14 protein-coding genes are annotated in these 21,556 nt (G+C 75.3%); 11 read left to right on the forward strand and 3 right to left on the reverse strand.

The features are described from left to right. Positions 1 to 64 precede the first annotated feature (64 nt). The 4 genes from ACIQWR_RS09505 to ACIQWR_RS09520 are packed head-to-tail and all read left to right on the forward strand — an operon-like array spanning position 65 to position 7,041. Positions 65 to 1,075: an alpha/beta fold hydrolase gene (locus ACIQWR_RS09505; RefSeq protein WP_404006189.1), complete on the forward strand. Its 1,011-nt coding sequence runs from the start codon at positions 65 to 67 to the stop codon at positions 1,073 to 1,075. Further along, positions 1,072 to 3,147 carry a hypothetical protein gene (locus tag ACIQWR_RS09510; protein WP_404006190.1) on the forward strand — a complete coding sequence of 692 codons (2,076 nt, stop codon included), beginning with the start codon at positions 1,072 to 1,074 and terminating at the stop codon, positions 3,145 to 3,147. Before ACIQWR_RS09505 ends, ACIQWR_RS09510 begins: the two co-directional genes overlap by 4 nt. Continuing rightward, a complete protein-coding gene (locus tag ACIQWR_RS09515) occupies positions 3,144 to 4,097 on the forward strand; it encodes an AAA family ATPase (protein ID WP_404006192.1) in 954 nt (317 codons plus the stop codon). The genes ACIQWR_RS09510 and ACIQWR_RS09515 overlap by 4 nt, the downstream gene beginning before the upstream one ends. Beyond that, positions 4,090 to 7,041 (forward strand): TIR-like protein FxsC, encoded by a 2,952-nt coding sequence (locus tag ACIQWR_RS09520; protein WP_404006194.1) that lies wholly within the window; start codon positions 4,090 to 4,092, stop codon positions 7,039 to 7,041. The genes ACIQWR_RS09515 and ACIQWR_RS09520 overlap by 8 nt, the downstream gene beginning before the upstream one ends. A 5-nt stretch (positions 7,042 to 7,046) precedes the next feature. On the opposite strand, the gene ACIQWR_RS09525 is transcribed toward ACIQWR_RS09520, so the two are convergent. Further along, a complete protein-coding gene (locus tag ACIQWR_RS09525; protein ID WP_404006196.1) occupies positions 7,047 to 8,000 on the reverse strand; it encodes a hypothetical protein in 954 nt (317 codons plus the stop codon). A 91-nt stretch (positions 8,001 to 8,091) separates the two neighbouring features. Between ACIQWR_RS09525 and ACIQWR_RS09530 the strand changes: the two genes are divergently transcribed. From ACIQWR_RS09530 to ACIQWR_RS09545, 4 genes are all read left to right on the forward strand, one after another. Further along, a complete protein-coding gene (locus ACIQWR_RS09530; protein WP_404006198.1) occupies positions 8,092 to 12,321 on the forward strand; it encodes a S8 family serine peptidase in 4,230 nt (1,409 codons plus the stop codon). A 162-nt stretch (positions 12,322 to 12,483) separates the two neighbouring features. Further along, positions 12,484 to 13,488, forward strand: a complete 1,005-nt coding sequence (gene dhaK / locus ACIQWR_RS09535) for a dihydroxyacetone kinase subunit DhaK (protein ID WP_404006199.1) — start codon at positions 12,484 to 12,486, stop codon at positions 13,486 to 13,488. Between the two features lie 102 nt (positions 13,489 to 13,590). Beyond that, positions 13,591 to 14,178: a dihydroxyacetone kinase subunit DhaL gene (gene dhaL, locus ACIQWR_RS09540; RefSeq protein ID WP_404006429.1), complete on the forward strand. Its 588-nt coding sequence runs from the start codon at positions 13,591 to 13,593 to the stop codon at positions 14,176 to 14,178. Further along, positions 14,175 to 14,609 (forward strand): PTS-dependent dihydroxyacetone kinase phosphotransferase subunit DhaM, encoded by a 435-nt coding sequence (locus ACIQWR_RS09545; RefSeq protein ID WP_404006201.1) that lies wholly within the window; start codon positions 14,175 to 14,177, stop codon positions 14,607 to 14,609. Before dhaL ends, ACIQWR_RS09545 begins: the two co-directional genes overlap by 4 nt. A 54-nt stretch (positions 14,610 to 14,663) precedes the next feature. On the opposite strand, the gene ACIQWR_RS09550 is transcribed toward ACIQWR_RS09545, so the two are convergent. Further along, positions 14,664 to 15,053 (reverse strand): RNA-binding S4 domain-containing protein, encoded by a 390-nt coding sequence (locus ACIQWR_RS09550; RefSeq protein ID WP_404006203.1) that lies wholly within the window; start codon positions 15,051 to 15,053, stop codon positions 14,664 to 14,666. Between the two features lie 128 nt (positions 15,054 to 15,181). Between ACIQWR_RS09550 and ACIQWR_RS09555 the strand changes: the two genes are divergently transcribed. The 3 genes from ACIQWR_RS09555 (at position 15,182) to ACIQWR_RS09565 (ending at position 18,667) form a co-directional block, all read left to right on the forward strand. Continuing rightward, the gene (locus ACIQWR_RS09555; RefSeq protein ID WP_404006205.1) at positions 15,182 to 15,577 is read left to right on the forward strand and encodes a molybdopterin-binding protein; all 396 of its coding nucleotides are present in this window, start codon (positions 15,182 to 15,184) and stop codon (positions 15,575 to 15,577) included. Positions 15,578 to 15,673: 96 nt separating this feature from the next. Continuing rightward, on the forward strand, positions 15,674 to 16,495 hold the full coding sequence (gene modA / locus ACIQWR_RS09560) for a molybdate ABC transporter substrate-binding protein (protein ID WP_404006207.1): 822 nt from the start codon (positions 15,674 to 15,676) through the stop codon (positions 16,493 to 16,495). 168 nt (positions 16,496 to 16,663) lie between these two features. Continuing rightward, the gene (locus ACIQWR_RS09565; protein ID WP_404006209.1) at positions 16,664 to 18,667 is read left to right on the forward strand and encodes an ABC transporter permease; all 2,004 of its coding nucleotides are present in this window, start codon (positions 16,664 to 16,666) and stop codon (positions 18,665 to 18,667) included. On the opposite strand, the gene ACIQWR_RS09570 is transcribed toward ACIQWR_RS09565, so the two are convergent. After that, positions 18,648 to 21,536, reverse strand: a complete 2,889-nt coding sequence (locus tag ACIQWR_RS09570; RefSeq protein ID WP_404006211.1) for a phosphodiester glycosidase family protein — start codon at positions 21,534 to 21,536, stop codon at positions 18,648 to 18,650. The two genes, ACIQWR_RS09565 and ACIQWR_RS09570, sit on opposite strands and share 20 nt — an antisense overlap. Positions 21,537 to 21,556: the final 20 nt, after the last annotated feature.

Here is a 21,556-nt window from a genome sequence, read left to right on the forward strand (position 1 = left end):
GGCGCGCGGCGGCAGGTGCGTTGCTAACCTGCCAACACACCGCGCTGCACTAGGGGAGGGTCCGATGCGGCCACGGCTGGTGTTCGTCCACGGAATCGGCGGACCGCGCGATCCGGAAGGTGAACGCGCCGCGTGGGCAAGGGCGTTGGGCGAGGGCATGCGGGCGTCCGGGCACGCCGGAGCGGCGGCCGCGCTGGTCTGCGGCAAGGCGGTCGAGTGTGCGTTCGCGTACTACGGCGACCTCTTCGACCAGGAGCAGGCCCAGGGCGCCGGGGAGCTGGGCGCCGGGAATCCGGGGGCCGGTGCGGACGGGGCCACGGACGCGGTCCTGGCGGAGCTGCTGGTCGCCTGGGTGGAGCACCTGACGGAGGCGGCGGACGCCGACGAGCTCCGGATCCTCGACCACGCCCGGGCGGAGGCCGCGCCCAGGGCGCAGGAGCAGGGCGGCGGGCAGGTCGTACGCCGCGCGCTCAACGTGGCCACCACGGTGCTGGCGCTGCGGCCGTGGAGCGGCGCCGGACGCTGGATCACCCCGAAGGTGATGGTCAGTCATCTCGCGCAGGTCGCGCGGTACTTGGCCCGTGGAGAATCCGGCGCGGACGGCGCCGGCCTCGACCGGCGCATCCGCACCCGGGTCGCCGAGGCCGTGGGGGACGGCCCGGCGGTGGTCGTGGCGCACTCCCTGGGGTCGGTCGTCGCGCTGGAGGCGCTCCACGAACACCCGGCGCCGGTCCCGCTGTTCGTCACGATCGGGTCCCCCCTCACCATGCGGACGGCCGTGTGGCCCCGGCTCGTCCCGCAGCCCCCGGTCGCGCCCGAGGGGGTCGGCGAGTGGCTGAACTTCTGGGACCGCGACGACGTCCTCGCCGTCCGGCCGCGGCTGGAGCGGGATGTACGGGGCAACTCCGCCGGCGTCGTACCCCGATCACACCGCGTCGACTCGGACGGCGTCTGGGTGCACTCCGCCGAGAAGTACCTGGCGCAACCGGCCGTCGCCGGACCCGTCGCCCAGGCGCTGGCCCGGCTCGCGCGCCCGGGTTCGGACGCGGGCCCGGACGGCGGGCAGCCCTGGTGAGACCCCGCCGGGCCGGGCGGCGCCACGTCCTGGTGGTCGCACCGCAGTGCCCCTCGATGGTCCGGCTGACCTCGTTGGAGGACGCGGCTGCCGGGCTGTACGGGGCACTGGCCGACGCCTCGCTCGGCGCCTGCGAACCCGGGCTGCCGACCGGACGCCGCTCCCTGATCAGCGGTGACGACCTGACCAGCGCGGCCCTCGTGGAGAGCGTGGGCGCCGCCATCGACCACGCGGCCGAGCACCGCGCGACCCTCGTCCTCGCCTTCCTCGGGCACGGCTTCGCCGCCGGACGCACCAGCACCCTGCACCTCATGTGCGCCGACTCCACCGACGACCTGCGGCACGGCTCGGTGAACGTCGGCGAGCTGCTCGTGCGGGCCGCGGACCACCCCGGGGTCGACGGTGTGCTCGGCATCGTCGACACGTGCCACGCCGCCGGAGCGCCGCCCGCGGTGGCGGACCTGGCCGGGGGCGCCCGGAGCGGCCGGACCCGACTGGGGCTGCTGATGGCCTCCTCCCTCGGACAGTCCGCCGTCGACCTCGCCTTCTCCCGGAGCCTGACCGCCGTCCTGCGGGAAGGCCTTCCCGGCATCGGGGCCACGCTCGGCGTGGCCGCCACCCGTGAGGCGCTGCGCGGCCTCCTGGTCGGGCAGAACGTCTCCGGGTTCGACTACGACGCGGACGGCGCGGCCGACGAACCCCTGTGGATCGCCCGCAACGCCCGCGTCCGGCAGGGGTTGTTGGGCGGCTTCGGCGGAGTGCTCGCCGGTGAGGAGCTCACCGAGGCGCTCGCCGCCCTGGATCCCGCGATGCCCGTGCCGGACGGCGCCCCGGACGTGCGGGCGGCCCTGCACTGCCGCGCCGAGCTGCTGCGCCACCCGCCCGGCCCGCGGCGCGAGCGGGCGCTGCGCGGCCTCGACGGACTCCTCGTGGCGGTCCGCACGGTCGATTTCATCCGGAGCTGGCTCGGCGCCGACCTGACCACCGCCCGGCTGCGGCACACCCTCTACAGCATGCTGGCGGCCGAGGGACGGCTTCCCGCGGCCGGCGCCCCGCACCTCACCGACGTCGGCATCATCGACGAACTGGTCTTCAACCACCCGGACATCGAACGGGACGGCAGGCGGGCCGTCGCCCGCTTCGTCACGCTCCTCGGCCAGGTCTGCGGCCGGGACCCGGGGGACCCCGAGCTGCGTGCCTGGGCCGCGCGGATCGAGGCCCCCGTCCAGGTCAACGACGCCATCGAGCACACCGCCCGGCGCGCGGCCGGCCAGCGGCTCGGCCTCGTCGTCAGCCTGCACTCCTCCCTGATCGGGGACTGGCCCGAAGTCCTCGACGGCTGGCTGCTCCTGGACGGTTCGGTCATCCACCACGAGCAGTTCCCCAGCGACACCGCGGACCGCACGGGCGCCGAGAACGCCGTCGAGGAGGCCGTCCTGTGGGCCGAGGAACACGCCCGTACCCTCGAACTCCCCCTCAAGCGACTGGACCTGGCCGTGCCGAGCGGGCCGTTGCTGACCTGGCGGCCCGAAGAGACGGGCGCCGCCATGCTCCTGGGCATCCGGTACGACGTGCACCTGCACTGGAGCAGTCGACTCACCCCCGACGCGGCGCTGCGCAGCATCGAGCCGGTGGTCGCCGCGCGGTGGGAGTCGATCGCCGAGTGCCAGGGAAGCACGCCCGTGGACTGGCTCGCGCACGAGGACCTGCTCGACACGGCCCGGCTGCGCGGGCACCTGCGGGTCGGGCGCTACGCCCGCGGGATCGGCCTCAGCCGCCATCCCGGCGCCGACGCACGGCTGATGGAGACGCTGCTCGCCTACACCCCGGTGCTGCTGTGGCCGGACAGCGCCGCGGGCTTCCCCGAGGAGCGGCGCGCCGTCCTCGACCGTGACTGGTGGGCCATGCCGGGCGCCCTGGCGCACGCCTACCGCGAACGCTGGCGCGGCGTCGACGGCGCGGGCCTCGCCGATCTGCGCGCCGTCTGGGACGACGAGCACTGGCTGCGCTTCTGCCGCCTCCTGCGGACGGCGCCCCTGCCCGTCCGCGACCGAGCCGAGGGGACCCCATGACCTGGGACGCGTACTACCGGGGTGACGGCGTGCCGAGGCCCGCCGCCGCCCTCCCCGCACCGCCACCGTGGCGGACCTTCCCGATCCCGTCGTCGGCCGGGGTGTTCCGGCCGCCTGCGGGGCTGACCGACGCCGTGAACGCGGCCCTGGCGCTGCGCCGGCCGCTGTTGATCACCGGCGGCCCTGGCACCGGAAAGTCCACGGTGATCGAGCAGGTGGCCGCCGAGCTGGACCTGGGGCCCGTACTGCGCTGGCACGTCACCTCGCGCAGTACGCTCGCGGACGCCCTGTACCGCTACGACGCGCTCGGCCGCATCCACGCCCACCGGCTCCAGCAGGAGAAGGCCCGGGCCGGGGGCGAGGCGGGCGCGGACGACATCGCCGCCTTCTTGACCCTCGGGCCGCTGGGCACCGCGCTGCTGCCCTCGCCCCGGCCGCGCGCGCTGCTCATCGACGAGATCGACAAGGCCGACCTGGACCTGCCCGGAGACCTCCTCGACGTGCTGGAACGCGGTGAGTTCCGCGTCAACGAGCTGATGCGCGAGGAGCAGGACCGGGCGCTGGTACGGGTCTGGGAGAGCGCGGCGCGCCATCTCGTGGAGGACGGGCACGTGCAGTGCACCGAGTTCCCCTTCATCGTGATGACGAGCAATGGCGAACAGGAGCTGCCGGCCCCCTTCTTGCGCCGCTGCGTGCGCTACACCATGCCCAAGCCGACCGCCGAGCTGATCCGCGGCGTCGTGCGGGGCCACCTCGGCCTGGAGGTCGGCGACGCGGGTCCGGCGGCCGAGCTGGTGGACGGCTTCGTGCGGCGGGTCGCGGCGGGCGAGAGCGTGGCCGTCGACCAACTCCTCGGAACCCTGCACCTCTTGGACGGGCCGGCCCGGATGGCGGACGCCGAGCGGGAGAAGCTGATCGCGCTCCTGATGCGGGACCTCTCGGGTGCCTGACGTTCCCGCGCCGCCGCCGGTCCCACCGCCGGTCCCGGTCCCGGACCGTGATGGCGACCCGCTGGCGGCCGTCACGGGGGCCCTGCACGGGCTCGGCCGGGGGCTGGACGGGCTCTCGATCGCCGAACTGATCTGGCTGGCGGCGACGGCCGGGCAACACGACCCGGCGGCGAGCGCTCCGACCGCCCCCGGCGCCCCGGCTCCCGACGCCGCCGCGGACCCGGGACCGGGCGCCGTCGACGCGCGCGAACGGATCGGGCGCCGGCCCGGCCTCGGCGTGTACGGACCGTCGGCGCCGGGCGGCGCTTCGCTGCCCGCCCGGGAGATGTCGGTGCCCCGTGGCACGGCGCTGCCCCGCGCACGGGAGCTCGCCCGGGCGCTGCGGCCGCTGCGCCGGGTCTGGCCCGCGGGCCGCAGCGCTCGGCTGGACGTCGGGGAGACGGTCGCGGGATACGCCCGCAGCGGGGAGCTGCTGCCCGCCTTCCGCCCCGCCCCGGAGCGCTGGTTCGACCTGACCGTGGTGCTCGACCGGTCCGCGACCATGGCCGTCTGGCAGGACACGGGCGCCGAGTTGCTGAAGGTGCTGGCCTCGACGGGGGCGTTCCGCACGCTCCGGGTCCGGGAGGCCGCCTCCTGGCCGCCGGTCGCCGCCACCGGCCCGGGTACGGGTGCGGGTACGGGTGCGGCCGGCCTCGGCTACGCCGGCGCCCCCTCGCCGCGGCCCCGGCGACTGGTCCTCGTCTTCTCCGACTGCGTGTCCGGCGCCGGGGGCGAGCGCGCCTTCTGGGACCGGTTGCGCGGTTGGGCCGCGGCCGCCCCCACCGTACTGGTGAACCCGCTGCCGTCGCGGATCTGGCGGCACAGCGGCCTCGACCTCCCGGCGGTGCGGGTCACCCCGCCCGGCGCCCCGGGCGCGCGCAACCCCGCGCTGCGGTTCGCGGTCCCCCCGCTGGCGGAGCAGGCGTACGGGCCCTCGGAGGACGCGCCCTCCGGCGGCCACCGGGACGCCTGGCTGCCGCTGCCCGTCGTCGGCCTGACCCCGCGCGCCGTCTCCCGCTGGGCCCGCACGCTGATGCGGGGCGACCCGGACGGCTGCGAGGCGGTGCTGCTCCCCGGGCCGGGGCTGACCGGTCCGGTGCCCGCCGCTCCGGATGAACGGCCCGCCGATGCAACGCAGTTGGCCGAGGCGTTCCTGCGTCGGGCCTCGACGCCGGCCGTCCGGCTCGCGGTGCTCTGCTCGGCGTACCCGCAGCTGTACACCGGCCTGCTCCACGTGATCCGGCAGGAACTGGTCCCGGAGGCCTCGGCGGCCGATCTGGCCGAGATGGTCGTCGGCGGGCTGTTCCTCGTCGAGGCGCAGGAGGCCGGGACGGGAGCGGGGGCCGCGCTCGGCGGACCGGTGCTCCGCTTCCGGGAGGGCGTGCGCGCACACCTGGCGCCACGGCTCGGCGCCCGGGACGCGCTGCGCACCCGGGAGGTGCTGACCCGGTTCGTCGCCGCGCACGCCGCGGCCCCGGGCCGCTTCCCGGCACTCGTGCCGGACGCGGCGGGGGGCGCCGGGATCGCGCCCGAGCTGGAACCCTTCGCCCGGGCGTCCGACCGTACGCTGCGTGACCTCGGGGCGGGGGCCGCAAGCGGCTCCGCCTCCCTCGCCAGCCGCGTGGTGCTGAGCGCGACGGGTTGGGTCGAGCGGTCCCCCAGCCGCCCCTACTTCTTCCTGAGTTACGCCCACACGCCGCGCCTCGGCTCGCATGCCACCGACTCGAACCGGTGGGTGAAGCGCTTCTACCGCGACCTCTGCGACGAGGTGTCCGCACTCGTGAACCTGCCCGCCGGCGCTGCCGTCGGGTTCATGGACGACCAGATGGAGGCCGGGGAGGGATGGGCCGAGCGGCTGAGTGACGTGCTCTCCACCTGCCGGGTGCTGGTACCGCTCTACTCACCCCGCTACTTCACCAGCGAAAGCTGCGGCAAGGAGTGGTACGCCTTCGCACAGCGGTCCGTCTTCCAACGCGCGCGCGACGACGAACCGGTCCAGGCGGTCGTGCCCGCGGTCTGGGTACCCGTACCACCTGGTCAGATGCCCCGCCCGGCGCAGCAACTCCACTTCGATTCGAGCTCCTTCGGGGAGCGCTACGCGACCGACGGGCTGTACGGGCTGATCCAGCTGCGCGGGTACCCGGATGAATACCGGGGCGTGGTGAACCAGTTGGCCGTGCGGATCGTCGGCGTGGCCGAGTCCACCCGCATCGAGTCCGACGGGGCCGTCGACTACCGCCGGGCACCGTCCGCGTTCAGGTCGCACGCACAGGCCGAGGAAAGCCTGCGGATCGCCGTGGTGGCCCCGACCCTGCACGACCTGTCCCAGGGGCGCGACCCCCGCTACTACGGCGCCTCGCCCGACCGCTGGAACCCCTACCAGCCCGAGTCCCGCCGGCCCCTCGTGGACGTGGCCACCGACCTCGCCTTCCACCTCAACGACCAGGTGGACGCCTCCACCCTGGACGCCGAGGTGGCCCGGGTGGAGCGCTCCGACCCCTCCACCGGACCGCTGGTCCTGCTCGTGGACCCCTGGGCGCTCAGCGTGCCACGGCTGCGCAGCGCACTGATCGCCCTGCGGGAGGCCCGGGAGCCGGGAACCGTCGTCCTGGTCGCCTCGAACCGCCGCGACGAGCAGAGCCACGCCGCGCGCACCAGTCTCCTCGACGCCCTGTACAGCGTGCTGCCCGCACAGTGGTACGGGCCTCACGGCCACCTCTCCGAAAGCATCCGCGGCCTGAACACCCTGGAGGAATTCGGCGCCGCGGTGCCCCGGGCCGTGGAGGACGCCTACGCGGCCTACCTGGACCGCACGCTCACGGACCCCCCGCCGGACGCCCCCGCGGGACCGCCGCCGCAACGCCCCCGCCTGCGCGAGCCCGGCAGCACGCCCGAACCCGAGTAGGGCGATCAGATCCAGCCGCGGCGGGCCGCGACGACCCCGGCCTGGAAGCGGTTCACCGCGCCCAGGAGTTCGTGGAGGTGGCTCATCCGCCGGCGCATGGTGCGCACGGACCAGCCGAGCTGGCGGGCTATGGCCTCGTCCTTGAGGCCGCTGACCAGCAGGGTGAGCACCAGCCGGTCCTCCTCGCCCAGCGGGTCCTCGGCGGGGGCGTCGAGCGGCAGGGCCTGTTTCCAGCACAGCTCCCAGTAGTCCGTGAGGGCATCCAGCAGGCTGGAGGGGCGGATGACCGCGGCGCGCACGCCGTCGAGGTCCAGGGAGAGCGGCATCAGCGCCAACCGGCGGTCCGCGATGGCCAGTTTGATCCGCAGGCCCGGCATCACCCGGGCCTGTTCGCCGCGGCGCACCAGTCCGCGGATGTCTTCGAGCACCCCCGGCCACTCCAACGCCTCCGGTGCGTAGACCGCGCGGTAGCGCACGCCGCGCCCCAGCGCGGTGCTCTCCACCGGGTTGGAGGTGGTCAGCGCGTACGGCGGCCGGTCCAGTGTCATGACGTCCTCGCGCGCCTCCTGTTGGAGGCGGACGAACCAACGGCCGAGCGCCTCGCGGCCGGTGGCGATCTCCACCTCGTCCTCCCCGGTGGTGCCGGCCTGGGCCGCCTCGAAGAGGCGGGACAGCTCGCCCGCCACCGAGCGGACCCGGTCCAACTCCGCCGCCCTGGTGCGCACCAGGGACTCGACCGCGGCCCCCGGCTCGATCGCCGCGTACCGGCGGCGGACACCCGCGAGCCGCCCGACCAGACCCTGGTCGTGCAGCCGGTCCAGTGCCCTGGCGGCACGCAGCGGTGAGCAGCCGAGGTCGGCGGCGAGTTCGATCGGCGCCGCCGTACGACGGGTCAGCACGGCCCGGTAGACGCTCTCGTCGAACGGATCGATGCCTGCGGCGGTGAGATCGTTCGTCATATGCGGATACTGGCCCACTTGTGCCACCGGCAGCAATGGGCCGCCGGGATCCGTTGTACGGAGAGTGACTTCGGGGCTAGGACTTCTCCCCATGGCCAAAAACCCACGAAAAAGCCGACGCCTGGTGGCCGTCACGGTCACCACCGTCGCGCTCGCCGGGACGCTCACCGCGATGCCCGCCACCGCGACCGCGACCGCGACGTCACCCGACCTGAACCAGCGGGTCATCGTCGAACTGTCCGGGGACGCCGCCGTCACGGCCGCCCCCGGTGGCTCGCTCACCTCCCTGACCGCCGGCGCCACCTCCACCGTCGCTGCCGCCCGACGGGCCCTGGAGGCACGGCAGGACGCCTTCCTCTGGACGGTGCGGGGGGCAGGGCTGCACCCCGCCGCGCACCGCAAACTCGGCCTGCTCGTCAACGCCGTGGCGATGACGGTGCCCGCCTCCGAGACGGCGCGGCTGGCCGCGCTGCCAGGCGTCACCGCCGTCCGGCCCGACACCCGGATACAGCTGCGCACGGACGTCAGCGTGCCTCTGACCGGCGCGCCCGAGGTCTGGAAGCGCGCGGACCCGACCGGGGTGAAGGCCACCGGCAAGGGCACCGTCGTCGCGGTCCTGGACAGCGGCGTGGACTACGGCCACCCCGACCTGGGCGGCGGCTTCGGCAAGGGCCACAAGGTCATCGGCGGCTACGACTTCGCCAACGGCGACGACGACCCGATGGACGACAACGGTCACGGCACCCACGTCGCGGGCATCATCGCGGGCAAGGCGGCCGCGAAGGGAGGCGTCACCGGCATGGCGCCGGACGCCGGCCTGCTGGCCTACAAGGTCACCGGCGCCGACGGCAGCGGCTACACCTCCGACATCATCGCCGGCATCGAGGCGGCGGCCGACCCGGCTGGCCCCCATCCGGCCGACGTCATCAACATGAGCCTCGGCGGCCCCGGTGACGGCACCGACCCGCTGGGCCGCGCGGCCACGGCCGCCGTGCGGGCCGGAGTGGTCGTCGTCGCGGCGGCGGGCAACGACGGGCCCGGCAGCGGCACCGTCAACACCCCGGCGTCGGCCGACGGCGTCATCGCGGTCGGCGCCTCCACCAGCGGGGTGCGGATGCCCAGCGCGTACCTGGCGGGCAAGGAACCCGAACTGATCCAGACGTACCGGGGCATCCTGTCCGCGAACCCGCCGCGGGAGCCGGTCACCGCGCCGCTCGTCGACGTCGGCGCGGGCACCGCCGAGGACTGGAAACGGGTCGGTGACGTACGGGGCAAGATCCTGCGGGCCGACATCCTCGTCCCGCCCAGTACGGAGGTCCTGAGCGGGAACGACATCGACTGGGCGCGCGAGGCCGAGAAGCGCGGCGCGCTCGCCGTGCTGGGCGGTCTTCCGCAGAACAGCGGACCCGTGCTCGCCGCCACCCCGGGAACGGTCGACGCCACGGCGACCCCCGCCCGCCCCGATCTCACCGGGACCGCCGCCTCCGGTGACTCGTTGCGCATGGACCGCCTCGTCGTCATGGGCATCGACACGACCCAGTACGCCCAGTTGAGCCGTCGACTGGCCGCCGGCAAGGTGTCCGTCACCCTGCGCGGCAGCGACTCCACCGACGAGATCGCCTCGTTCTCCTCGCGCGGACCCGGCACCGGCTTCGGTCTCAAGCCCGATCTGGTCGCACCCGGCGTGGAGATCCGCTCCACGATCCCCACGTCGATGTACGAACCCGGCGTCTACCGCATGTCGGGCACGTCGATGGCGAGCCCGCACGTCGCCGGAGCCGCCGCCCTGCTGCGCCAACTGCGCCCGGACCAGGCCCCGGACGCGATCAGGTCCGCGCTGGTCGGCACCGCCAAGCAACTGGCCGGCACCGGCCCCACCGTCCAGGGCAACGGGCGGCTCGACGTGGCCGCCGCGGCCTCGGCCACCCTGAGCGCCTCCCCGACGGCCGTGTCGTTCGGCCTCGCGGACCTGGCGGAGAAGACCGTCGGCGGCGCCGCGAAGGTACGCCTGGCCAACCCCGGCAAGGAACCGCTGGCGGTCACGCTCAGCGGCACCGGGCCCACCACCGTGTCCCCGGGGCGGGTCACCGTCCCCGCCGGTGGGTCCGCGACCGTCACCGTCACCCTGCGCGCCGACCGCCCGGCCACCGACACCGAGATCAGCGGCCGGATCACGGCCACCCCCGACCGCGGCCCGGCCCTGCGGGTGCCGTACCTGCTCGTCGTCCGGCACCTGGTCGTCCAGGCGTCGCCCGACCCGAGCGACGGCCGCTCCACCGTGCACGTCGCCGCCCCGACCGCCCTGAACGCACCGCCGGAGATCAGGGTGACCCCGCCGCGCGGCAAGCCCTTCACCCTGCCCACCACCATGAACGGTGCGGGCTACTACCAGGCCGACGTGACCGGGAAGGCGGCCGGCGCCTACCAACTGGCCGTGCAGGCCAAGACGACCGACGGCCGGCGGATCACCGGAACCGGAGCCTTCGAGGTCACCCCCACCGACAGCCGCGGCAACCGCTGGGAGCCCATCGGGCCGAACAGCGAGGCCGGCCACCTCGCGCTCTCGCCCGCCCGGCCGAAGCAGGCCGTCGTGACCCAGTTCCGCAAGGCCGCCCCCTGGCTGACCACCGACGGCGGCGCCAACTGGCGCCAGGTGGGCAGGCTGCCGATCGCCGACGGCAACGGCACCGGAGCGGTCGTGGTCGACGCCCACCGCCCCGATCGCTGGTGGTACGCCGTGAACACGGCCGCCGACCCCACCCGCCGGGGCACGATCCTGCGCACCGACGACAACGGCCGCACCTGGCGCAAGCTCGCCGTGCCCGACGCGCGCATCGACGAGTTCGTCGCGGACGAGCAGACCCGCACCCTCGCCGCGATGGTCGGCGGCGCGCTGCTGGTCAGCACGGACGCGGGCGACCACTGGGCGACGTACCCCACCGGGGTGACCGGCTCCGTCCGCGACGCCACCCTCGTCGGCGACACCCTCTACCTGGCGACCTTCGAGGGCGTCTGGCGGATCGACGGCGTCGGCAAGGGCGACCCCGGTGCGGCCCACCTCGTCCTCGACGAGCCGGTGAACACCATCCGCGGCCTGGCGGCCGACTCCACCGTGGTGGCCGCCTACGTCCCCGGTACGGGCGTCCGCGGCTCCTACGACAAGGGCCGCACCTGGTCCACCCTGCTCCCGCTGCCGGAGGGCGGCAACGGACTGTCCGCCTCCGGCGGTGACCTGTACCTGCGCGCGCTGTTCGGCGCCGGGCAGGTGAGCCGCGACCACGGCAGGACCTGGAAGCCCGCGCCCGCCCCCTCGAAGGCCGCCATCCCGATGGACTACGACCGCTGGGCCGACGGCTCGGTGACCGTGTCCAGCGAACAGGACGGCCTGTACCGCGGCTCGTCCGACGGCACCGGCTACCGGAGGATCGGTGTGCAGGGCCTGACCACCTTCGCCCTCGCGGCCAGCGGCGACCAACTGCTCGCCGGAACGGTGAGCGGCACCTACCGCACCACGATCCCCGTCGCCGGCCCCGAGTGGGGCCAGTCCGGGGCGGAGGGCAGGACCGGTCGCCTCACCTCGCACATCGCCGTCTCGCCCAAGGACTCCAAGGTGGTGTGGCAGGTCCGGCGCACCGCGACCGGCCTCTTCGAGGTCTCCCGCAGTGCTGACGCCGGCCGGACCTGGCAGGTGAAGGGCACCTCGGCGGAGATACCGACCTCGATCCTGATCCACCCGGCCGACCCGGACCGGGTGGCGATCAGCTTCAAGAGCATCCTCGGCGACGGGCTGTTCACGACGTCCGACGGCGGCAGGACCTGGAAGAACCTCTTCCACGAGAGGTCCTTCGACGCCGTCGCCGGTGACCCGCGCGACCCGCGGCGCCTCTGGCTCGGCAACACTTCGGGCCTCTACCGCTCGGACGACGGCGGCGTCACCAAGACCAAGGTCGCCGAGGGCCCCGTCTCCGCGATCGTGATGGACGGCCGCCGCCTGCTCGTCGGCGGTTCGTCCGTCCGGATCAGCACCGATGACGGCAGGACCTTCCGCACCGCCGACACCGGCCCGCTCGCGGTCCACGTCTCGGACCTGCTGCGGGTCGGCGGCGCGCTCTACGCGGCCACCACCGGCTCGACCGCGACCGGACTCGTCCAGGGCGGCCGTGGCGTACTGCGGAGCACCGACAACGGCCTCACCTGGGAGAACGTCTCGAATGGCCTGCAGAACACCGACACCACCAAGCTGGCCGCCGCCCCCGACGGCCGCACTCTCTACGTCGGCACGGTCGACGGCGGGGTCCACCGCCTGACCCTGCGCCGCTGACCCGTCCCGGCCGTGGCCGGCGGGAGCACCTCCCGTCGGCCACGGCCGCCGTCCGCGGCCCGGGACCGATCGCCCGTACGGTGATCGATGACCGCGAACATCCCCACGGACCCGCCAAAAAATGATCAGATGGTCACCCGTCCGTCCCACCGGGAGATGCGCATGAAGATGCTGATCAACAGTCCGGAGACCGTGGTCGCCGACGCGCTGCGGGGGATGGCCGCCGCCCATCCCGAGCTGGACGTGGACGTGGAGCGGCGGCTCGTCGTGCGCCGCGACGTGCGCGGGGGCGGGCGGGTCGGGGTGGTCTCGGGCGGCGGGTCCGGGCACGAGCCGCTGCACGCCGGGTTCGTGGGGTACGGCATGCTGTCGGCGGCCTGCCCCGGGGAGGTGTTCACCTCGCCCGTGCCCGACCAGATGCTGCGGGCCGCGACCGCCGTGGACAGCGGGCAGGGGGTGCTGTTCGTCGTCAAGAACTACACGGGGGACGTCCTCAACTTCGAGATGGCCGCCGAGCTCGCCGAGGAGGACGGGCTCCGGATCGAGCAGGTCCTGGTCGACGACGACGTCGCGGTCACCGACAGCCTGCACACGGCCGGTCGGCGCGGCACCGGCGCCACCCTCTTCGTCGAGAAGATCGCCGGGGCGGCGGCCGAGGAGGGTGCGCCGCTGGACCGGGTCGCGGCGCTCGCCCGGCGCGTGAACGCGTCCTCGCGCAGCTTCGGGGTCGCGCTGGCCCCCTGCAGCACCCCCGCCAAGGGCGGCCCGACCTTCACCCTGCCGGAGGGCGAGCTGGAACTGGGCATCGGCATCCACGGCGAGCCCGGGCGGGAGCGGCGCCCGATGATGAGCGCGCGGGAGATCGCGGAGGTGGCGGTGGAGGCCGTGCTGCGGGAGCTGGACGAGGTGAGCCCGATCGGCGGGCCGGTGCTCGCGCTGGTCAACGGGATGGGCGCGACCCCGCTGTTGGAGCTGTACGGCTTCCACGCCGAGGTGGCGCGGGTGCTGGCGGAGCGCGGCGTGCCCGTGGCCCGCGCGCTGGTCGGCAACTACGTCACGGCCCTGGACATGGCGGGGTGCTCGGTCACCCTGTGCCGCGCCGACGAGGAGTTGCTGCGGCTGTGGGACGCGCCCGTGCAGACCACCGCACTGCGCTGGGGTCGTTGACCCCGCGAAGTAGGCTGCGGGGAAGGCGGGCTGACGGGTGATCGACTGCGAGGAGATCCGGTGCGGGACGTGGTGCGGGACGCGGAGTTCTTCGGGCGCTGGATGGCCGCGACGGCCGCCTCGGTGGAGCGCGAGGCGGACCGGTTGACGGAGCTGGACTCCCCCATCGGCGACGCCGACCACGGCAGCAATCTGCTGCGCGGTTTCCTGGCGGTGCGCGCCGAGATCGACGCCCAGCGGCCACCCTCGCCCGGAGCCGTCCTCCAGCTGGCCGGGCGGACCCTGATCGGCGTGGTGGGCGGCGCCTCCGGCCCGCTCTACGGCACCCTGCTGCGGCGCACCGGCAAGGAACTCGGCGACGCCGCCGAGGTCTCGGACGAGGAGCTGCGCAAGGCCCTGTACGCGGGGGTGGGTGCGGTGGCCCAGCTGGGCGGGGCCGCCCCGGGCGACAAGACGATGCTGGACGCGCTGGTGCCGGGGATCGCGGAGCTGAGTACGTCGTACCGCGCGGCGGCGGCGGCCGCGGAGGGCGGCGCGCTGGCGACCGTACCGCTCCAGGCCCGCAAGGGCCGGGCGAGCTACCTGGGCGAGCGGAGCATCGGACACCAGGATCCGGGTGCCACCTCGGCCGCCCTGCTGCTCCGCGCGCTCGCGGAGACGGCGGACGGTCCGACGGAGGGCGAGCTGTGAGCGGGGACGGGGAAGGGGACGCGGCGCTCGTCGGGATCGTGCTGGTGTCGCACAGCGCGGCGGTCGCCCGGTCGGTGGCGGAGCTGGCCCGCGGTCTGGCCGCGGGAGGCTCAGCCGCCCCGGTGGCCGCCGCGGGCGGCCTGCCCGACGGCACGTCCGACGGCGCGCTGGGCACGAGCGCCGAGCTGATCGTGGCGGCGGCCCGGTCGGTGGACCGGGGCGCCGGGGTGGCGCTGATCGCGGACCTCGGCAGCTCGGTGCTGACCGTCAAGGCGCTGCTGCTGGACGACGAGCTGCCACCGGGCTCGCGGCTGCTGGACGCGCCGTTCCTGGAGGGCGCGGTGGCGGCGGTGGTGACCGCGTCGACCGGGGCCCCGCTGGAGGCCGTGGCCGCGGCGGCGGGCGAGGCGTACGACTACCGGAAGGCGTGACCCCCGGCCCCGCCGCCCACCCCTGACCGTCCGCCGCGCCGCGCCGCCCGCGGCTCAGCGGCCCCGCAGGCCTTCGATCTCGCGGCGCTCGCGCTTGGTGGGACGGCCCGCGCCCCGGTCGCGGATGCCCACGACGGCCGCCTCGACGGGGGTGGGCGGCGGCGGGCTGTTGTCCGTCAGGCACTCGGCGGCGACCGGCGCGCCGACCCGCTTCGTGACGGCGCGCCGGACCACGACGATCCGCTCGCGCCCGGCGTGGAAGAGCCGGACCTCGTCGCCCGGACCGACCGCCTGGGCCGGCTTGGCCCGTTCGCCGTTGACCCTCACGTGCCCCGCACGGCAGGCGGCGGCCGCGAGCGAGCGGGTCTTGGTCAGCCGTACCGACCAGATCCAGCTGTCCACCCGTGCCGTTCCCGTTGCCGTTGCCGTTCCCTCATCAGCCATGCGTCGACTCTATCGACCCGGCTGCCCCGGCCGGAGTTCGTCGGATCCAACAACCTGCATAGCATCTGCCATGTAGGTCATCCCAATGAACTTGCAAACGCGGCGGATGCGCCCCTACCTTGTCGCACATGCAGTCCTACACCATCGGGCAGGCGGCACGCTTGCTCGGCGTCAGCCCCGACACCGCTCGTCGCTGGGCCGATGCCGGCAGGGTCGCGACCCATCGCGACGAGGGCGGCCGGCGACTCATCGACGGCCGCGACCTCGCGGCCTTCTCCGTGGAGGTGGGCCAAGGCGCCCACCTGGACGACGCCGAGCCCTACACCTCCGCCCGCAACGCCTTCCCCGGGATCGTGACCGCCGTCAAGCTCGGCGACGTCGCGGCCCAGGTCGAGATCCAGGCCGGTCCCCACCGCCTGGTCTCCCTGCTCACCCGGGAGGCCGTCGAGGAGCTGGGGCTGGAGGTCGGCATGCAGGCCACCGCCCGCGTGAAGTCCACCAGCGTCCACATCGACCGCACCTGACCGCACCTGACCGTTCCGTCGTCCCCACCTCCACCCGTTCCACCCGCTCCGCCCGTCACCGGCGCGGGTCCTTGCCAGACCCGAGGAGCCGTATCCATGTTCTCCACCCGCATCAACCGCCGCCGCGCCGCCGCCGCCGTACTGGGCGCCGCCCTGCTCGTCCCCCTGACCGCTTGCGGCAAGGACGAAGCGAAGAAGCCCGCCGCCGACGGCGCGAGCGCCTCCGGCTCCCCCTCGGCCGCCGCGCCGAAGGGTGCCAACCTGACGGTCCTGGCCGCCTCCTCGCTGACCGACGTCTTCAAGACGGCCGGCGCCGCGTACGAGAAGGCCCACCCCGGCACGAAGATCACCTTCTCCTTCGCCGGTTCGCAGGAACTGGCCGCCCAGGTGAAGCAGGGCGCTCCGGCCGACGCACTGGTGACCGCCGACACCAAGACCATGGACGGCCTCAAGGCCGAGGTCGACGACCCGAAGGTGATCGCGAAGAACCGCCTGGTCATCGCCGCCGGCAAGGGCAACCCCTTCAAGATCGCGGCCCTCAAGGACCTCGCCGACACCAAGATCAAGGTGGTCCTCGCGGCCCCCGAGGTCCCGGTCGGCCGCTACAGCAAGCAGATCCTCGACGCGCAGAAGATCGAGGTGAAGCCGGTCTCGCAGGAGCCGAACGTCCGCGCCGTGCTGAGCAAGGTCGAGCTGGGCGAGGCCGACGCCGGTCTCGTCTACAAGACGGACTCCATCAAGTCCGGGGACAAGATCACGACCGTCGACATCCCGGACGCGCAGAACGCCGTCGCGTCCTACCCGGCCGCCGCCCTCAAGGGTTCCAAGAACGCCGAGGCCGCGGCCGCCTTCGTGGCGTGGCTCGGCACCCCGGAGGCGCAGAAGATCCTCCAGGACGCCGGTTTCCAGCAGGCGTAGCCGCCGGCGACCCGCTCCGGCGGGTCGTCCGCCGGGGGCGAGCGGGGGGAGGTACTACCTGGTCCGGGGGGACAGGCAGTACCTCCCCCTTCGCCTTCCACATCGGCATGCGCATCCCCGTCCACTCCCCGTCGCCGGCGGGCACACCAGGCAGAGCAGGCACAGCAGATGGCCCGATTCCGCAGCCGCCACGACGACCCCACCGGTCGCACCCGCGCCCGCACCCGTAGCCGCACCAGGCCGCCGCTCGCCCTCGCGGTGCCCGCGCTGCTCGCCGTCGCCTTCCTGCTCCTCCCGCTCCTCGGCATCCTCGCGCGCACCCAGTGGAGCCGGCTGGGCACGCACCTCACCGCCCCCGGCGTCGTGGAGGCCCTCAAGCTCTCCCTCCTCGTCTCGCTCTGGGCGCTCGGGCTCTCGCTCCTCCTCGGAGTGCCGCTGGCCTGGCTGCTGGCCCGGGTGCCGTTCCCCGGGAAGCCGCTCGTCCGCTCGCTGGTGCTGCTGCCGATGGTGCTCCCGCCGACCGTGGGCGGTGTCGCCCTCCTGCTCGGCTTCGGGCGCCGCGGACTGCTCGGTCCCTGGCTGGAGGACACCTTCGGCATCACCCTCCCCTTCCACACCTCGGGTGCGGTGGTCGCCGCAACCTTCGTCGCGATGCCGTTCCTGGTCATCAGCCTGGAAGGGGCGCTCAGCGGTCTCAAGCAGAGCTACGAGGAGACCGCGTCCTCCCTCGGCGCCTCGCCGGTCCGGGTGTTCTTCACGGTCACCCTGCCCATGGTGGCCCCGGGTCTGATCGCCGGAGCCGCCCTGACCTGGGCCCGGGCCCTCGGCGAATTCGGCGCCACCATCACCTTCGCCGGCAACCTTCCCGGCACCACCCAGACCCTGCCGCTCCAGGTGTACCTGCTCCTCCAGGACCAACCCGAAGCGGCCACCTCGCTGTCGCTGCTGCTGCTCGCGATCGCCATGGCCGTCCTGATCGGGCTGCGCGGGCGGTGGACCGGAACCCCGCTCGCCGGCTCCCGCTCACCGGCTCCCGCGGCTCCTTCCTCCGCTCCCCTTCCCGATTCCGCTTCCTTCCCTGCTTCTGCTTCCGCTTCCGGTTCCGCCGCCGGCACCACCGGGGCACCGGCCACCGAGCGCTGGCCGCTGCACGCCGAGGTGAGCGGCTTCAACGAACTGACCCTGGACGCCGAACCCGGCACCACCATCGCCGTGGTCGGCGAGAACGGCGCCGGCAAGACCACCCTGCTACGGGCCCTGCTCGGCCTGACCCCGCGCGCCCACGCCGAACTCACGCTCGGCGGGCTCGACGTGACCGACCTGCCCCCGCACGAGCGACAGGTCGCCTGGGTCCCGCAGGACGGCGCCCTCTTCCCCCACCTGAACGCCCTCGCCAACACCGCGTACGGCCTGCGCGCCCGCGGGGTCCCGCGGGCCACGGCACGCGCCGAGGCACGGGCCTGGCTCGACCGCCTCGGTGTCGGCCACCTCGCCCACCGCAAGCCCGCCGAGCTCTCCGGCGGTCAGGCCCAGCGCGTCGCCCTCGCCCGCGCCCTCGCGGCCCGCCCCCGCCTGCTCCTCCTGGACGAACCGCTCGCCGCCCTCGACCAGACCACCCGCGCCCACGTCCGGCACACCCTGCGCCGCCACCTCGCCGGCTTCGGCGGAGTCTGCCTCATCGTCACCCACGACCCGGTCGAAGCCGTGTCGCTGGCCGATCGGGTCCTCGTACTCGCCGACGGCCGCACCCTCCAGGACGCCCCGCCCACCGAAGTCACCCGCCACCCCCGCTCACCCTGGGTGGCCCGCATGCTCGGCCGCAACGCCTGGCCGGGCAGCGCCACCGCGGAGGGTCTCGAACTGCCCGGCGGCGGCCGGCTGGTGGCCGCGGAGGCCCTGCCGGCCGGCGCCCCCGCACTCGCGATCATCGCCCCCGAAGCCGTATCGATCCACCGGGACCGGCCGGGCGGCAGCCCCCGCAACGTGTGGCCGGGCACCGTCCGCGAGATCACCGCGGTCGGCGGCAGGCTCCGGATCCTGGTCGCTTCGACCGAGGCCCCGGACCTGGTGGCCGAGATCACCCCGGACGCGGCGGCCGAACTGGGGCTGGCGGACGGCGCCGCGGTGTGGACCAGCGTCAAGGCGACCGAGGTCACCCTCGTCGCCCTCTGAGCCCCGCCCCCGCCGGACGCGGCTCCACGGAGAGCCACTCACGCCCCCGCCCGACGCCCACCCCAACCCCCACACCAACGCCCGCTCCCCCGCCCTCGGCTGCTCCCACCAGCACCCACCCGGAGCGCCCCGCCGTCACCGACAGCACGCCCTCGGCCCGGCCCACCGCGACCGCGGGACCCCCGAGGGTCACCACCGCGGCGCCCTTGCCCGTCGCCCACCGGAATTCCGCGAGCAGCCGGTCCCGCAGCTCCGCCTCCTTCCGGTCCACCGGTGACGCTCCCGCCCCGTCGTCCTGTACGACGATCAGCGCTCCGGTGCCGGCCTCCCGGCCCGCGGCGGCGATCCCCTCGCGCAGCGCCCGCAGCCGCTCCAGCCCGCCCCCGTCGAGGGTCCGGTGAGCTCCGTCGAGGCGCAGGAACCGCACGCCCCGGTGCACGGCGGACGAGGGCGCGTCGCCGGAGGCCAGGACCAGCTCGGGGCGTTCGGCCCGGATCTCGGCCCGGGCCCGCCGCAGCTCCGCCGCCGCTTGGCCACCGGGGAGCACCGCGAACCGCCAGGGCCGGGACCGGACTTCGGCGGGCGCGGCCGCGAGGGCCGGGTCCCGGACCACCGGGCCCGAGGGCGCCGCCCCGACCTGCGGACCCTCGGCGGTCAGCGTGTCCAGGACCAGCCCGCCGGGACGCGGTCCGGCGCTCGCCGAGAGCCGGTCCAGAGCCAGCGGGCGCTCGGCCGACGCCGGCACGGGCAGTGTGATCCGTTGCCAGCCGGTCCAGTCGACGACGGGCCCGCGCAGCACGACCTCCGCTCCGTCCCCCTGCCGCAGCCGGGCCGCGATCCGGCCGCCGGAGCCGTCGCCCTCGACCCAGAGGCCGAGGGACCGTGCCGACTCCGGCAGCGGCAAGGGGTGCGGCGCGTCCGCCGCGGCGGCCGGCGCGGCAACGGCCTCGCCCTGTGCCCCCGCGGTGAGGTCCAGGCGCAACCCGCCCCCGGTGTGCCCCGGGGCCGCGCCGGCGCCGGGTCCCCGCCACTGGTCCGCGTCGTCCAGATCCGCCAGGCCCTCCTCCACCAGGCCCACCCCGACGGCGAGTTCGGTGGTCAGCGCCGGGGTGCCCGGGGGCGCGACGGTCGCCCGGAGCCGTCCGGTGGCCCGCGGCACGAGGGCGGTCAGCGTGAAGCCGCCGCGCCCGTCCTCGCCGACCCGCCAGCGCGTACGGTCGTACTCCCACCGCACGTCACGCCCCTCGACCGGGGCGGTTCGGCCCTGCGCGTCGAGGCCGGTGAGCCCGAAGGACCCCGTCTCGGTGGGATCCGCGAGACCGAGGCGGCGCGTGCTCGGTCGGATGCCGGTGAGCGGGCCGAGCACGTCCAGGTGGACCGCTCCCCCGACCCCCGCACGGCGCGCCCGTACCGCTGCGCCCCCGGGACGCAGGGCGTGGAAGACCCCGCCGGCCGCGACCCGGCCGGATCCGCCCGGGTCCACCGACCAGCGGGGGCGGTCCGCGGCGGGGTCGGGAGCCACCGGGCCGAGCGTGGCGTCGTAGCCGGTGGCGGTGAGGGTCCGGGTCAGGCCGGGGAAGACCCGGGTGGCGCCGCCCAGGGCTTCGACGCGGCAGCCGGTGGCCCGGCCGGAACCGGTGGGGACGGTGAGCACCAGCCCGTTGGCGACCTTGCGGGGGGCGCCGTCGGACGGGGAGTTCTCCAGGGCGAGGTCGAGGGTCCCGCTGCGGCCGGCGACCAGGGTGGTGGATCCGCCGCCGTCGAGGTTGAGGGCGTCGTGCGCCCCGAGCCCGTGCATCAGCCGCCCGAGGCCGGTGAGGGTGAGGCCCCCGCTGTCGCGCTGGCGGCCGTCGACGGTGAGGACGCGGAGCGTGCGGCCGTCCCGGGCCAGCCCCACGGCGGTGCGCGGGGCGGCGGTGTCGTTCGGCTCGCCGTCGTGGCCCTGCGGCACTCCGTCCACCACCAGCGCCGCGCGCCCGCCCAGGGCGGCCGCCAGTGGGTCCGCGCCGCCGTCTCCGCGCCGGATCCCCGCGGAGACGGCCACCGGATCCCCCGGGCGCAGGGCCGCGATCCGCGCAGCCGCCCGGCCGCGGCCGACCAACACGGTGACGCCGGGCGCGGGCGGCGTGCCGTGCGCGGGCGAACGTACCGCCGTGACCCGGCCGTCCCGCACCTCGGCCTCGGCGACCGCCACCGCGCCCGGGCCCCGGCCGGCGGCCGGGAGCGGGCCCCAGGTCCAGTCGGCGGTGTAGGCGAGGAACCCGTCGGCGGGCGGCCGGGCCGTGTTGTACCCGACGAGCGGCCGGGACTCGCCCGCCGGATCCCCGGGCCGCGCCCGGGCGGGGTCGGCCGGCAGGGTCACGCTGCCGGTCAGAGCGAGGTCCAGGATCCGCCCCGTACCGTCGGCGCCGAATCCGACGGCGGCCCCCGCCTCCGGTGCGGGGGCGTGCAGGAGGCGACCGTCGCGGATGCCGGGGCCCAGCGGCGCACCCGTGTCCCCGATGTCGAAGAAGTCGCCGTTGACGGCCGCGACCACCCGGCGGCCCGGTCCGGCGGGATGGTGGGCCGCCAGCTCGGCGACGGTGGCCGGGCCGTTCCCGCCCAGATACTCGGCCCGCACGCCCGGAGTGCCCAGGTCGACGGCGAGTTCGTCGACGCGCAGCCAGCGGTCGCGCTCCAGTCGGTCGTAGGAGTCGAGGCGGACGCCGGGTGCGAGGGGACGGCTGGAGCGGGCGGTCTCGACACCGGCATCCGGGCTGCCGGTGTCGACGCCCCTGGTCGAGGCGGCGGCGGGCCGGCCACCCGGGGCGGGGCCCGCCAGAACGGCCGTGGCGAGCAGGAACGTCAGCAGCGGGCGGAGTGTGGGCACTTTGGCAGGATGAGGTGGTC

The organism is Streptomyces sp. NPDC098789, assembly GCF_044759975.1.
In the GTDB taxonomy this organism is placed as follows: domain Bacteria; phylum Actinomycetota; class Actinomycetes; order Streptomycetales; family Streptomycetaceae; genus Streptomyces.

Bases quoted from the DNA above. Each gene is read 5' to 3' on its own strand.
- ACIQWR_RS09505 (WP_404006189.1), top strand. From the start codon at position 65: ATGCGGCCACGGCTGGTGTTCGTCCACGGAATCGGCGGACCGCGCGAT.
- ACIQWR_RS09555 (WP_404006205.1), top strand. From the start codon at position 15,182: ATGCAGTCCTACACCATCGGGCAGGCGGCACGCTTGCTCGGCGTCAGC.
- ACIQWR_RS09525 (WP_404006196.1), bottom strand. From the start codon at position 8,000: ATGACGAACGATCTCACCGCCGCAGGCATCGATCCGTTCGACGAGAGC.
- dhaL (WP_404006429.1), top strand. From the start codon at position 13,591: ATGGCCGCGACGGCCGCCTCGGTGGAGCGCGAGGCGGACCGGTTGACG.
- ACIQWR_RS09550 (WP_404006203.1), bottom strand. From the start codon at position 15,053: ATGGCTGATGAGGGAACGGCAACGGCAACGGGAACGGCACGGGTGGAC.
- ACIQWR_RS09515 (WP_404006192.1), top strand. From the start codon at position 3,144: ATGACCTGGGACGCGTACTACCGGGGTGACGGCGTGCCGAGGCCCGCC.
- ACIQWR_RS09530 (WP_404006198.1), top strand. From the start codon at position 8,092: ATGGCCAAAAACCCACGAAAAAGCCGACGCCTGGTGGCCGTCACGGTC.
- ACIQWR_RS09565 (WP_404006209.1), top strand. From the start codon at position 16,664: ATGGCCCGATTCCGCAGCCGCCACGACGACCCCACCGGTCGCACCCGC.
- modA (WP_404006207.1), top strand. From the start codon at position 15,674: ATGTTCTCCACCCGCATCAACCGCCGCCGCGCCGCCGCCGCCGTACTG.
- dhaK (WP_404006199.1), top strand. From the start codon at position 12,484: ATGAAGATGCTGATCAACAGTCCGGAGACCGTGGTCGCCGACGCGCTG.